15 protein-coding genes are annotated in these 13,678 nt (G+C 25.6%); 4 read left to right on the top strand and 11 right to left on the bottom strand.

What is annotated here, in order from left to right; all coding sequences use genetic code 4:
* Positions 1–19: 19 nt before the first annotated feature.
* From AACL22_RS03090 to AACL22_RS03040, 11 genes are all read right to left on the bottom strand, one after another.
* Positions 20–2,215 carry a hypothetical protein gene (locus AACL22_RS03090; RefSeq protein WP_338989548.1) on the bottom strand — a complete coding sequence of 732 codons (2,196 nt, stop codon included), beginning with the start codon at positions 2,213–2,215 and terminating at the stop codon, positions 20–22.
* Positions 2,215–3,471, bottom strand: a complete 1,257-nt coding sequence (locus AACL22_RS03085; protein WP_338989547.1) for a hypothetical protein — start codon at positions 3,469–3,471, stop codon at positions 2,215–2,217. The genes AACL22_RS03090 and AACL22_RS03085 overlap by 1 nt, the downstream gene beginning before the upstream one ends.
* 13 nt (positions 3,472–3,484) lie before the next feature.
* On the bottom strand, positions 3,485–3,754 hold the full coding sequence (locus AACL22_RS03080) for a hypothetical protein (protein ID WP_338989546.1): 270 nt from the start codon (positions 3,752–3,754) through the stop codon (positions 3,485–3,487).
* A 21-nt stretch (positions 3,755–3,775) separates the two neighbouring features.
* The gene (locus AACL22_RS03075) at positions 3,776–4,918 is read right to left on the bottom strand and encodes a hypothetical protein (protein ID WP_338989545.1); all 1,143 of its coding nucleotides are present in this window, start codon (positions 4,916–4,918) and stop codon (positions 3,776–3,778) included.
* Between the two features lie 12 nt (positions 4,919–4,930).
* Entirely contained in the window at positions 4,931–6,526 is a 1,596-nt protein-coding gene (locus tag AACL22_RS03070) for a hypothetical protein (protein WP_338989543.1), read from the bottom strand.
* Positions 6,527–6,554: 28 nt separating this feature from the next.
* A complete protein-coding gene (locus AACL22_RS03065; RefSeq protein ID WP_338989541.1) occupies positions 6,555–6,944 on the bottom strand; it encodes a hypothetical protein in 390 nt (129 codons plus the stop codon).
* A 47-nt stretch (positions 6,945–6,991) separates the two neighbouring features.
* Positions 6,992–7,807, bottom strand: coding sequence for a hypothetical protein (locus AACL22_RS03060; protein ID WP_338989539.1), 816 nt, complete (start codon positions 7,805–7,807; stop codon positions 6,992–6,994).
* A 17-nt stretch (positions 7,808–7,824) separates the two neighbouring features.
* Complete coding sequence (locus AACL22_RS03055; RefSeq protein WP_338989538.1) at positions 7,825–8,283, bottom strand: hypothetical protein; 459 nt, start codon at positions 8,281–8,283, stop codon at positions 7,825–7,827.
* Positions 8,284–8,426: 143 nt separating this feature from the next.
* On the bottom strand, positions 8,427–8,693 hold the full coding sequence (locus tag AACL22_RS03050; RefSeq protein WP_338989537.1) for a hypothetical protein: 267 nt from the start codon (positions 8,691–8,693) through the stop codon (positions 8,427–8,429).
* Positions 8,674–9,165, bottom strand: a complete 492-nt coding sequence (locus tag AACL22_RS03045) for a hypothetical protein (protein WP_338989536.1) — start codon at positions 9,163–9,165, stop codon at positions 8,674–8,676. The genes AACL22_RS03050 and AACL22_RS03045 overlap by 20 nt, the downstream gene beginning before the upstream one ends.
* Positions 9,120–9,404, bottom strand: coding sequence for a hypothetical protein (locus AACL22_RS03040; protein WP_338989535.1), 285 nt, complete (start codon positions 9,402–9,404; stop codon positions 9,120–9,122). Before AACL22_RS03040 ends, AACL22_RS03045 begins: the two co-directional genes overlap by 46 nt.
* Positions 9,405–10,343: 939 nt before the next feature.
* Here AACL22_RS03040 and AACL22_RS03035 point away from each other — a divergent pair.
* The 4 genes from AACL22_RS03035 (at position 10,344) to tsf (ending at position 13,656) form a co-directional block, all read left to right on the top strand.
* Positions 10,344–10,523, top strand: a complete 180-nt coding sequence (locus AACL22_RS03035; RefSeq protein WP_338989534.1) for a hypothetical protein — start codon at positions 10,344–10,346, stop codon at positions 10,521–10,523.
* A gap of 97 nt (positions 10,524–10,620) precedes the next feature.
* Positions 10,621–11,268 carry a hypothetical protein gene (locus tag AACL22_RS03030; protein WP_338989533.1) on the top strand — a complete coding sequence of 216 codons (648 nt, stop codon included), beginning with the start codon at positions 10,621–10,623 and terminating at the stop codon, positions 11,266–11,268.
* Positions 11,269–11,598: 330 nt separating this feature from the next.
* Complete coding sequence (rpsB, locus tag AACL22_RS03025; protein ID WP_338989532.1) at positions 11,599–12,696, top strand: 30S ribosomal protein S2; 1,098 nt, start codon at positions 11,599–11,601, stop codon at positions 12,694–12,696.
* Between the two features lie 69 nt (positions 12,697–12,765).
* Positions 12,766–13,656: a translation elongation factor Ts gene (tsf, locus tag AACL22_RS03020; protein ID WP_338989531.1), complete on the top strand. Its 891-nt coding sequence runs from the start codon at positions 12,766–12,768 to the stop codon at positions 13,654–13,656.
* Positions 13,657–13,678 lie beyond the last annotated feature (22 nt).

The raw sequence follows: 13,678 nt of genomic DNA, 5'->3' as shown, positions 1-13,678 counted from the left end.
GTCATTTTAAAATGACTTTTTATATTTCTAATGTAATTAATGATAATTTTTCATTGTTTTTACTAAATAATTCTAAATTATTAATTGTAATTTGTTCTTTTTCTGTAAAAATTGTAATTTCATAATTACCATAACCTCATATCCCAGATATTTCAACTTTATTTAAAATAAATAGTTTTTCGTGTTTAAAAAAAGTTATTTTAATACTATCTTCAACTAAATTTTTAATTATACTTATTCAATTTGCTTTTGAATAAAGTAATTTATATCATTGCGAAAAATAGTTTAAATAGTTTTCTATTTTGTCATTAGAAATAATTAAATTTGTTAAATATTTGCCATATTCTCCATCAGATAATTTAATTTCTGCTGGAATTAGAGAGGGAATGTTATTTGTTTCTAATTCATTTGTAATTGATAATCAATTAAAATAATTTATTTCTAGTTGATAAATAATATTTCCTGAAATATCTTTGTTTTTAACAGTTACTTTAATTTCATCATTACTATTAATATTATTTTGTTGTTTTAAATTTCAATCTGTAATTTGTCCTGTTTTTGGTGATATAAAGGGTGTATTTGGCTCACCAGTTCCTTCTCAACGATAAAGAAACTTAAAATATGTGCCATTATCATCTTTTCAAGTATGATCTGTATCACCTCGCTCACCTCTAATTAATAATGTAAAATCATAAAAAGGACTATATTCTTTAAAAATAAGTTTATATCTACCATAACTATCTAATTCTTTTTTACTATTTGTATCATTCAAAAATTTAATAATTCTTCAATTACTATTTGTATCACTACGTCAAACTACAAAATAATATTTATTATCAATTTCTTTTAAGGGTCTGTTCTTTTCAAAAATTTCTTCTCAATAATTTATTGGTGTTGGTGGAGTAGAACCGCCACTAAAATTAAAATATGATGAATTTAATTTAACTTTGCAATGTTCAAATTCTCAATATCCAGTTTCTACCTCTCTTGGATTAGATAATAATTCAAAATAATAAGGAGAAAATAATTTAACATCATCATTATAACCTTTATTAATGGCGTATTTACTATATGTATAATTTGATAACATGTATATCACTTGTTTAAATCTTTTGACAGCATTTTCATTAAGAGATGTGGGATTATCTAATTTTCAGTTTTCAAATAAACCATCAATTACATCTTCGGGTTTTTGTCCTTCGAATTTTTGGCGCAATTCTGCTGCTTTATTAGTAGGATTACCTTTTTCATCATATTTTGCACCTTGAAATTTACGGTCATAGTTATAACGATATGTTAGATAATTTAATAAAACAATATTTAATTCTTTAACATCTAATAAACCTAAAATATCTTTTCCTTTTATATAATCTTTGACAATACTTCATGGTAAAAAACTTTCGGTAAATCAATACTGAAATATTCTTACATTAGGATTTGTTTCAATAGGCATTGATAGTAAAGGTACTAAACTAGCGTTTTCAATGTTTGATGATGGATAAGAATAAACCCCATTCACATTGCCTCAACGCTTAATATTTCCAAATAACATTGATTTAGGGTATTTAATTTCAATTCCAGTAAAAAGTGTATCTTCGGGTAATGATTTTTGTAATACTAAATGAATACTATTTTGGTTTTTTCATTTAAAATCAATCACCTTAACTAAATGAGTAGATTTAATAATATCAACACCATCAGGTGAATAAGGGCGTTTATATTCTTCGATAATATAACATTCATTTTTATTGTTTTCGGTAATTGGTTCATTAATAGAAACTATTTTTAAGTCATAGGATTCTAAAAATTCTTTATCTTGTTTTGAAATATCATTAATTAAAATATCTTTTTCATCAATCATTACATAACTTGTGCTATTATCTTGGATTGTGGTATTTTGTTGAATTTGTAATTTAAAATTAAAGTCACTAATTTCATAACCCGTTATTTTAATATATTCATCTTTGTCAATAAAACCTATTTTAACGCTATTTTGAGAGTAATTTAAGATTGGTTTTTGCTTTGTCTTAACAAGATTATTGATTTTATAAATATATAAGGTTCTAGCACGGTCTTCTGTAAATAATTGTTCTAAATCAGGGTCGCTATACTGCGATTGATTAGCAAAATCTAATGGAATACTATCAATTGAATAGTCAATTGGTTCATCATTTTCTGCTAATTGTGCCAACATTTTTTCAGATGGTTTTAACATTATTCTTGTTCTCCTTCTTCATCATTGGGAATATTGATAATATTTTCATTATTTTTTAGTTGTCTGTTTAAAGTAGCATTTACTGGTAAGTGAACATCAACAATTAACTCATCAATATTTTTAATATTGAATGTTCTACTGTTTAAAATCGCATTATCATATTTAATTAACTTAATAATGAATTCAGTTAATTTAATTTCTCTAATATATATCATTTGTTCGTATGAGGCGTTTGTTTGAATATTTACACCAGCAACTTCCGCCTGAGTTTGTTGTGCTCCCTTAGCAATAGCAGGAACATGATGGCGATTTATTTTATAGTAATTAGTTAATAATCAATCATATATTTTGGTTAATTGTTCACCTTTAAAATTACCAGCGATATAGTCTACTGGTTGAAAATTACTATCGGGGTCACCTTCAACTAATAACAAGTCATTTTCAATAAATGAAGCTAACATTTTACTAATTTCTTGGTCAACTATACCAGTCACACCATTAGTATTAATGGTAAATTTACCACTATTTAATAACGGGTCTAACATTATCTTTTCAGCAATAATATCTAAAATACTAGCAAATTGTTTGCCATAACGAGCAGAAGGTTCAAAATTAGGGTTATTAGGAATAATTTCAATTGGGATAAAATTAAGTGGTAATATTTCTTCTCTTTGTAATGTTGTATAGTTATTTCATTTTGCATCATCAATATACAAATCGGTAATAGTGCTATATAATCGTGTTTTTAACTTTCTAATAACTTTTACTTGTTTAGTTACATAATCAATTTCTAATTTTTCAGTAATAAAAACACTCTGGTCATTTTTAATATAAGGGTCATAATCAAAAGTACACGATACTAGATTACCTAATTCATCATACTGGTCATTATAAAAATCAATGGTAATAAAATTAAGTTTTGAATTATTAGCAAAAATAAAATATGCACCTTTGCCATTTTTATTAATTTTATATTCGTTATATCAATTCTTATTAGTAAAGTCTTGCATTTTTAAAAAGTTATTAATTAATTTAGTATCTAATTTTTGATTAGTATTAGGATTATAAATGCTAATTTCTAAATTTCGTGGATTTAAAAAATTAGCATTATCTTCACAAATTCTTTTTTCTAAAATCTCATTATGTTTTTGAACAGTAACATTTTTACGATTAGTAATCGTTGATGCTAAATTAAGGTAATAACTATCAATATCATATTCTTTTTTTAATTTCTTTTTTGCTGGTAATAATCCCATTTATAACACCTCTTTATTTTGTATCTTCTTTTTTAATAACATCTTCAATACTATCTTGTTTTTGTTGTTTGTTATGAGTTTTGATAAATCTAATAGTTTCAATAATTAAAACAACAACCCCAAAACCATTAAGCATTGCAGCAATAATTACATATGCAGGTCAACCAATTCCTAATTTAGTTGGTCCTATAAAACAAATAATAATTCCTGCAATAAAAAACAATGATGAAACCCCAAAGATTTTCAAAAACATAATTACATCTTTAACTTCTACTTTTGGCATAATAACATCTCCTTTCTAAGCTTACTTTTTTCTTCTAATTTTTATAAACTTCATATTAATTGGTTGGTCATTTTTTAAAAACATTACTTCTCCATTTTCTGATAATTGAATATTACATATTTGATTTTGAAACAATGATGTTGCTTGCATTATAAAACCATTAAAATTAGGAATACTTATAATAGTTCCTGCATTTGAAGAACTGCTGCCCGTATATATTTGGTAAGTATAATTTATATCAAAGTTTTTTATTTTATATTCAATATTAGTAACAAAATCATTTGTATCAATATTTTCTCATGTGCTATATTCATATACTGATTTTGCAGTTGGTACTTCTTCATCTGTTGACTTATCATTAATAATTTTTGTAATTGGTACCTGAATATTATTTTGTACTTCTCTGACTATTTTTGTAAATCTTGGTATATCTTCGGGCTTTGGGTCATTATGAAAACTTAAATCACCATATATGTATATATCTTTAGAACTAACATATCTTTGACAAGATATATAATCAATTTCTATATTAGAATTTTTTGTTAATTTATCTTGTTTTTTATCTAAATTTTCTTTTGTTTCACTTGATAAATTATCAATTTTTTTATTTAATTTGTCATCAGTTTCTATTCTTTCTGTTTTTTCTTTTTCAATTAAAGCATCAACTTCTAATTGAGTATAATATGCTTCTAAATCAATCATTGTTAAATCAATACCTTCTTCTTGAAAAGTACGAAACATTTTCTTTAAAGTTGTTAGATTAGCGAGTGATTTTGCATAAGTAGGCAATAGACCTTGTCATGTTGCCATAGGGTCATTTTGTGAAGAATAATTAATATTACCAACACTCATATTTGCCGAAGTAAAAAACTCAATTGGAATGCGATTAAATGTTCAATGCTCAATCGTAATAAACACCATATTAATACAAATTTTCTTTAATAACGGGTCTTTAAATGTTTCAAATTTTAGTTTTGAAAATGGATAGTTTAAATATGAATTAATCATATTTTGGGCTCTTAAAGCAAATGTTTTAAATCATAATTCTACATTACCTTTAAAGAACTTATTATAACGAACTGGAACTTGTGTAATTTTACCTGTCATTGGATTAAAATTATTATAATTTTCCAAAGTAACATTTTGTCATAATTCATTTAACATTTAATCATCTCCTTATCATTTACTTTTTTTAGAATATATTTTATTTAAAATAAACTTTTTACTATTTAATAGTGTTTTTGTTTTAATTGTTTTGTCTAAATCTTTTTTTGTTCTAAGTTGTTTGTATGCTTGAAATACTAATCCATTACCCAATAAACTATTAACCGCACTATCTTCTAGCGTATTTAACAATTTATCTTTATTAAAGTTATTTTTAAATTGTTCTTGCATTTTTAATATCTTAGCAATTGTTCGATATATTTTAAAACTATCTTTTACTACTTGCTGATAAGCAAGTGGGGCAAAAGAAACTAAATTAAACAAACTTGTTTTTTTAAATCCCCAACCAATAAATCATTCACTATGCATATAGAATTTAAAAGGTTCTGGGGATAAAACAAATTGTTCTGCTTTGATTAAAGTTGTCATAACGACAATAGGGGTATATTTAGGATTTTTATAATATATTGTTAAAGCAACTTCGCCCGCAATTGATAATGGAACAATTTTAACTGCTAAAAAAACATCAGAACCATAAGCAAAGGGTAATAATTGTCCTTTTTTAATAGCCTTAGTTTCAAATTTAGACAATATTTTTTTAGTTTTATCAGTAATTTTATTAATTACTTTTTGTTTAATAGTAATTATTTGTTTTTCAATTGGGGCTAATAATTTTTTAGTTACTTTTTGAATATAAAAATTTGGGTTTAAATGATTTAAAATTTTATTTAATTTAATTGGTGTTTGATGCAAAATATTTAATAATTTATTATTATATATTTTACTGCCCCGCATTAAATTAGCATTTAATAGTAGATTTTTACCAACACCTTTTTTATGAAGATTAGTCATAATGTTATATCACTCATTAATATTAATTTTGCTTATTTTATCAATATTTAATCCATATTCAGACAATCATTTATTAGCATTTTTTTCATTTACGCGTGGTATTTTTTGAACTAATTTAGGACTTATTTTTTGAATATTTTTCTCAATTTTTAATAAATTATTAATTGTTTCTAAATTAGAAACTTTAAAACCTTTATAAAAATCATTTCGGGCTAATTTTCCAATTGTATATAATAAAGTTTCATTATTAGCCTGCTTTGTAAAATCAAATATTAATTTATCAGATAAAATCTTTTTACCTGTAACTTGTTTTACAATATCTTCTAAGTTATTAGCAGTTATTACACCTAATTTTTCAAGTAATTTAGTTTCTTTTGCTAATTTTAAAATTCTAGTTGTGCGAGCAGCACGCGTTAATTTACCAATTCCACCAATTGCTGGTAACAAATTTAAGGCAGTACTTTTTACTGTCACTTCTGATGTTAATTTATCGTATATTTGATTTACGGCAAAATCGGTTGCTGTTTCTACTCCAAACGAGATAAATGCTGCGGCAAAATTAGATAATCCTGCCCCCAATCCAATAGCAGATGCCAAACCACCAGTTAAAACTGATAAACCAAGGGCTAAAACTTGAATTCCTAAAAATTCTAATAACTGTAACCCAAAACTTTTTTCTTGTTGATGGATTGACAATCTGGTTGGATTTTTTTTAACAGCATAAATAAAGGCTGTTTTAGATGTACCAATTGGCATTTTTAAAATGAAAAAGTACTAATGAAAATTATTCATTAGCACCTTTTTTATTAGGTGCAATAGGTCTTAAAACAACTTTAATAGGTTTTGTTTGGCCAATTGCTTTATTTTTACCTTCAATTTGAACAAAAACAGTTTCTCCATCTGTTAAATTAATAGGTCAGTCAACTTCATCGCTTTCAACAAAATAATTAAAATCATTCTCAGTTAATACAATATCTACTTGTTTAACTGCTTTTAAAACAACATTTTTAAATTGTGGTGTTAATTCTTCTTGTGTAACACTTTGCGGATTTTTTACTTTTATATCTTGTTCATCAATTTTATTAATTTTACTAATATCAATTTTTGCAACAATATGTTTAATAATTCCTTTTGGTTCAACCACTGCTCCACCTAAATATAAAACTCTTTCCATAATCAAAGTATTACCGATTCCAGTACCTAACGCAGCAGCACCAACTCTTAACGGAGTATGATCTTTTTTGCGTAAAATAAGAGGGTCATATTTTTTGCTAAACTTAAAGGCAATTGCATTAACACCATCTGGTAATAATTCAATTGTTCCTTCTGAACCATCTTTATTAATAATTGGTAATTTTTAGGAACAATATAGTATGTTGTTCCTTCAACAGTTTTCATTGCTCCACTTGTTGTGATTACACTATTTATTTGGTCGTTTGCTCCAAGTTGTAACTGTAATTTATTACGAATTCCACGAATAAAATCAGCCGAACCTAAAACAATTGTTTCTGATGGAGTAAAGCCGTTTTCATATATTTTATCCATAATTTCATCATGAATTTGTAAAGCATTTGTATCATCTGCTTTTTTGCCTTGAATAGTTGTAACTGTTCCTTTATTAATAATTTCTAAAATTTTATTGCGTTTATAAGCAACCTCAGTATCCATTGCTTGCTTAATATCGGCAGCCCAAAGATTAGGATTAAAATCATTTTCTACAGGATCTAATTTACGAGCAAAAGTTAAAATTGTATCTAATTCAACAACTCCATCTTCAAATTCTACTGTTAAATATTTTAGAAGATTATCATCGGTATTAAATACTTGTCCATTTTTTCCCAAACCTTCATTATATTTAATATTTTTCTTTCTTTTATATGTTAAACCAAATTTATTTGCTTCTTTTCACGCAAATAAAGCTTCTCAACTAAATTTTTGTTGATAAGTTTGTAAATATCATTGTTCAAATGTTTCTCAGTCTCTTTGTGTTGCTTGATTAGCAATATCGCCAAATATTCTTTGCGGGTTTTGTGCCATAATTTACTTCCTTCTTTCTATTTATTAAATACATTGTCTGTATCTAAAATATTGTTTTCTTTGTTTTCTACTTTTGGTACGCCGCCAGTGTTAACTGTTTGTACCTTAATTAATTCATCATAAACACTTTGCAATTGTGTTTTAATGATTTCAATATCATTAGTAATATCATAATACTTTAATAAAACATTTTTAAAGTCTTCATTATCAGTTAAAGAATTAATAAAGTCAATTACTTCAATTTTTTTTAATTGAATTGTTTGTTGTTCAACTTGTGAAGTTAATTCAGTATTTTTTGTTTGTAGTTCGTTGATTTGTTGATTACTATTTTCTAAATTACTTGCATTAAATTCTTCAACTTCAGCAGTATTTTTTAAAATAATTTCAGCAGTTTTAATATCTAAACTACCATCTTCGTTTTTAGTGGGTTCATTATTTTCATTAATAAGAACATATTTTACATTTTTTAATGCCATCGTTTTTCCTCCTATTTTTTAATATTTGTATTTGTTCTTTTTTCTAATCGCTTTTTGTATAATTTCGAAACTATCGACTCGAAAAGATAAAAAATAGCGTTTAGTTTTTATATTTAACTGATTAAATACTGAGCCTTTAATTTTTATCTTATCATTTTTTTTAATTTCAAAAACTCAGTTAAAATAAATGGGTTATATATTGATAATGTTGAGTAATTTAATCCGTCTCATTGACATTTAGCCGAACAAGCATCAACTTCAACACCACCAGCAACAAGAGCCTTAATTTTTGTTTTAATCGGATTTTCATGTAATCTAACAGTTAATTCTAATTTATTAACTTTTTTATTTTTTATTTTAGGTTTATTGGTTATTGATTTTTTAAGTAAATTACTTTTTGTTTGTGCCATTTTTATCAACTCCTTTTGCTAAAAAATACTGTAAATGTTTTCAAGCATCTAATTCGTGCTCTGACATTTTAATATTTCCTTTATAAATATAATTTTTCTTAACAACTGGCGATTGTAAAACATAATTTAAATTAAATAGATATTTGCATAAAACTTTTAAACCACCAATGAATTTAGGAGTAGCTAATGGATTTTTTATTTTTAAACCCCTGTGAAGTTGATAATCTTCAATTATTACAATAACTTTATTTAAATAAGAACAAATTTTATTTTTAAATTGATTTAATATTAAATAAATATTATTTATTGCTTCTTCTTCATTTTTAGAATTAAAAGTAATATTATTAATTATTTTCTTTTGTAAAACATTATAAATAATAATACCAGTTTGTCCAATTCCAGCAGGATCAATTGCAATAATATATTTTAATTTATTTGTTTTATTTTTTTGTCAATTTGTAATATTTTTCATCCATCGGATGCTAAATCTAAAATATCGTTAATTTTATAATATTGCATATATGAAACAATAACATCTCACTTGTTTTTAAATAAATTTAAGTACATTTTGGCTCATTCTAAACATTGCAAATCATAATGCTTTTTATGATGTGAAATACGACAATTAATAGGTTGACAATTAACTCAATCAAATGATGTTATTATTTCATTTCAAATTTTATTAATATATTTACTTTTATATTCTGTCATTTTATCTATACTCCTTAATTCTTTTTATTTGTTGCTCAAATTTCATCATTAATATCATTTACCGTTACTGGATAAGCTCGTATCATTAATTCTTGTAATTTATTTTTAATTTTTTTATTTCATTTTTTCATCAAATATTTTTCCTTCTGTAAAAAAACATAATATTCCTTTATTGGTTAATGTTTTGATATTTAGTAAATAATTTATTTTAGTATTTAATTACTTCGCCGCCCGCTTCACTTTAAAGGTGAGCGGGGGCGGATAGGATATTTTGATAGAGTTTACCCCCATACGGAAATAAACAAAAAACAGTTTATCCAGTTATTAATTACGCTTCATCCATCCCTACACAACTTTATATAAAGAAAATAACCTTTTGGAGTTCCAACCCTCTTGTTTTTTTAGTGTCCGATATTGTTTTTTTCGGTTTAACAACACTCTTTTTATGAAAACAAGCCAAAAAACACATGCTCTGACATTTCGCAAGTGATTAATCTTGCCGAGAATTAAAGAAATAAATAGGAGTAGTAAATCCAATCGCTTTCACACTTTCTTTAAGACTTCGTGCCATAGATGAGTTATCCATCTTTAAGCATCAAAATATTAAGTTTTAGATTGCATTATTCATCAGATAGTACCTTTATTAAAAATGATATTATTAGTTGTTAAACCGAAAAAATATAATAAATCACAGAAAGGAAATTACAAAAATTAACTAATTTGTAGGGCCAAATAGGTTAATTTTTAATTTTAAAGATACTATCTGATGAATAATGCAAATAAAAAAAATCGCTATAATAAGCGATTACTTTAATTTATATTTAATTACTTTATTTATAATTTTTATAAAACCTCAACTTTTTTCCGACTACCTTTTTTTCTGTAAAAGTAGAGTATAATGATAGTGGAGAAATTTGAAAAAAGGAGGAGAAAACATTAATGAATTATTCATTTGATGATATTTTATTTAAAGACTTTTGTAGCAACCCTTTTATTCGTCAATGAATTCTTGAAAATAGATATGTCAGTGATAGTGTCTTTAAGTTCTTTTTATGAATGTTTATTTTTGCTGCCTTTTTTATTTACAATTCTTTCATAATGAACTTTTTTACATTATAAAAGTAAAAAAATTAGTGCTTCGCGTAGTTTACTAAATTGTATTTCAATTATTGGAGGAATTAGTACCTTTTTCTTTAGTAAATTAATTTGAAATTTAGTGTTAGTACCAGATTATTCAATTGATCCAAGTTATTATTGAATATTATTAACAGGATATTCATATGTACAATTAACGATTACCCTAGCTATGATTTTCAATAGTCGGCGTTTAGTTTCACTTTTGTTATATATTGTTTATGCTTCACCATTTGTTATTATTGGACCAGTTATTCTTAATAATTTTAATGATGTAAATCTTCGTTATGATAAAGAATTATTTATTATTTTAACTATTTTAGTAATAACGATTTTTATTGCTAGTTTACAATTATGTGGTCTTTTAACCCGTCAAGATAAAAAAAGCAATGTTATTTGTTTTGCTATTATTTTGATTCTTTTCAATATTATTAATAATACTTCAAAATTATTAATTCCAATGATATTAGAAGAAAATATTAAATTGCGTCAATTTTTCCAACAAATTTATTCTATTACAACATTAATTGTCGATTTATTTGCCTTATTTATTTTGGTATTATATTTGCAGCAAATGTTAACTCGCTCAAGAGATGAAATTCATCAAATTGAAAATTTAGATTTAATTAAAATTTTAACATTGCAACAACTTAATCCGAATTTACCATTAATTAATTTTTTAAAGGAAGAAATTAATCCAAACCATTGGACATTAAAAATGTTAAATTAAAAATATTTGTTTTTGATTTACTTATTTTTAATTTATTAAAAATTATGAAACCTTAAAAAACAAACAATTTTTAATTAAAACACAATAATAGAAAAATGAACAGAATTCAAATGAACAGCCAAAAATGTTATTTATCAAAGATAAATAACATTTTTATTTATTTGTTTAAAACAAAATATGTTATAATCTTATTGCTTGTATTCAATAAAATTAATGATATACAATACACATTTATGGATTCATTTGCCCAGTGCTATTTGTTTTAATAAGATAGTGGTAAATGTTAGAAATAAATGGATGTTTTAACGAAAAGGAGAATTAAATAGAAATATGGCAAAAGAATTAACAAGAGAAATGTTATGAGAAGCTGGTGCTCAATTTGGGCATCAAACAAAACGATGAAATTCAAAAATGAAACCATACATTTATGGTGAAAAGAATAAGATTCACATTATTGATCTACAACAAACATTATGAAGATTAGAAGATGTTAAAAAATTAATGGCAAGTATTGCTGCACGTAAGGGAAAAATCTTATTTGTTGGAACAAAAAAACAAGCCAAGTGGATTGTTAAGGATGCAGCGGAACGTTGCGAATGTTTTTATGTTAATCAACGTTGATTAGGTGGAACATTAACAAACTTAAAAACAATTCATTTACGTGTTAAAAGATTATGAAATATTGAACGCCAAGAAAAAAATGGAGAATTAAAATTATTACCAAAAAAAGAACAAATGTTAATTAAAAAAGAAAAAGACAAATTAGAAAAATTCTTAGGTGGAATTAAAGGAATGAAAGAATTACCACAAGCATTATTTGTGGTTGATCCAAAAGAGGAACATATTGCCGTTCGGGAAGCACGCAAATTACGAATTCCAGTGATTGCTATTTGTGATACAAATATTGACCCTGACCCAATTGACTATATTATTCCAGCAAATGATGATACTTCACGCTCAATTGCAATTATTACTCATCATATTGCTGATTTATATGGTGATGCAATGGGAATTAAAATGCCAGAACCTCAATTTAAACCAAATGAATTTACGCGCCGTGATGGTGATGACAATCGTAATTCACGTGGTGGGCAATATGATAATCGAAGAATGAGTAGAAGAAATGAACGTGGAAAAGAAACATATTCTGCACATAAAGTACAACCTTCAAGAAAAGAAGAGGCACCTGCTGTAGCAGAACCTGTCGCAGTTAAAGAAGAACCAGTTCCAGTTCCCCCACCAAGTTTTAATTTTGATACAATTAATGTAGTTGATAATGTTTTTTCTAAATCATTATCAAAATTAAAAGTTGATGAATTAGAAATTCTTAGTGAAGGATTTGCCTTACCAAAAGCAAAAAAAGCTGAAATGGTTAGTGAATTAAGTAAACATTTAACAATTGTTGATAATAAAATAGTAAAAAAATAACATAAAATTAAATTGTATTAACTGGTTAGTTTCAATACAAGCACCCTTAAATTTGAAAGGAGAATTAGAATGGCAGTTACTGCACAATTAGTAAAAGAATTAAGAGATAGAACAGGAGCCGGAATGCTAGATTGTAAAAAAGCATTAGAAGCTACTGATGGAAAGATTGAAGAAGCAATTACATGGTTGCGTGAAAAAGGAATTACCAAAGCGGCCAAAAAATCTGATCGAGTTGCTGCTGAAGGATTAGTTGGTTTAGTAACTAAAGGTGATAAAACAGTTATTTTCGAAGTTAATTCAGAAACCGATTTTGTTGCAAAAAATAAGCAATTTTTAGATTTAATGGCAACTGTAGGAGAAACTTTAATTAATAATGAACCAAAAACTGTGGAAGATGCATTAAAAATATCAGTTAATGGTGAACCATTAGAAACTGTTATTGTTCATGCTATTGCAACAATTGGCGAAAAGATTACCTTACGTCGTTTTAAAATAATTCATTTAAAAGCAAATCAATCAATGGGAGTTTATTTACATTCTAATAATCGCATTGCAACTGTTTTAACTTTTAGTGGTAAAATTGATAAAACAATTGGAAAACAATTAGCAATGCATGTTTCGGCAATGCGTCCACAATTTATTTCACGTGATGATATTTCAACGGATTTTTTAAATAGTGAAAAAGCAATTTTAACGGCTGAAGCAAAAAATGATCCAAAAAATGCTGAAAAACCAGATAATATTTTAGAAAAAATGGTTGAAGGGCGTTTAAATAAACAATTAACAGAAATATCATTTTTAGACCAAGTTTTTGTTGTTAATCCTGATCAAAAAATTAGTGATGTTATAAAAGCAAATAATGTTCATGTTGTTGATATGATTCGTTATGAAGTTGGCGAAGGAATTGAAAAAGAAGAAATTGATTTTGCTTCAGAAGTAATGGCACAAGTTCGCAAATAAGAATCATTGTGATAGAAAGGAA

The organism is Spiroplasma endosymbiont of Seladonia tumulorum (assembly GCF_964020235.1).
Lineage (GTDB): Bacteria > Bacillota_I > Bacilli_A > Mycoplasmatales > Mycoplasmataceae > Spiroplasma.
This window is presented reverse-complemented; position numbering and strand designations above follow the sequence as displayed.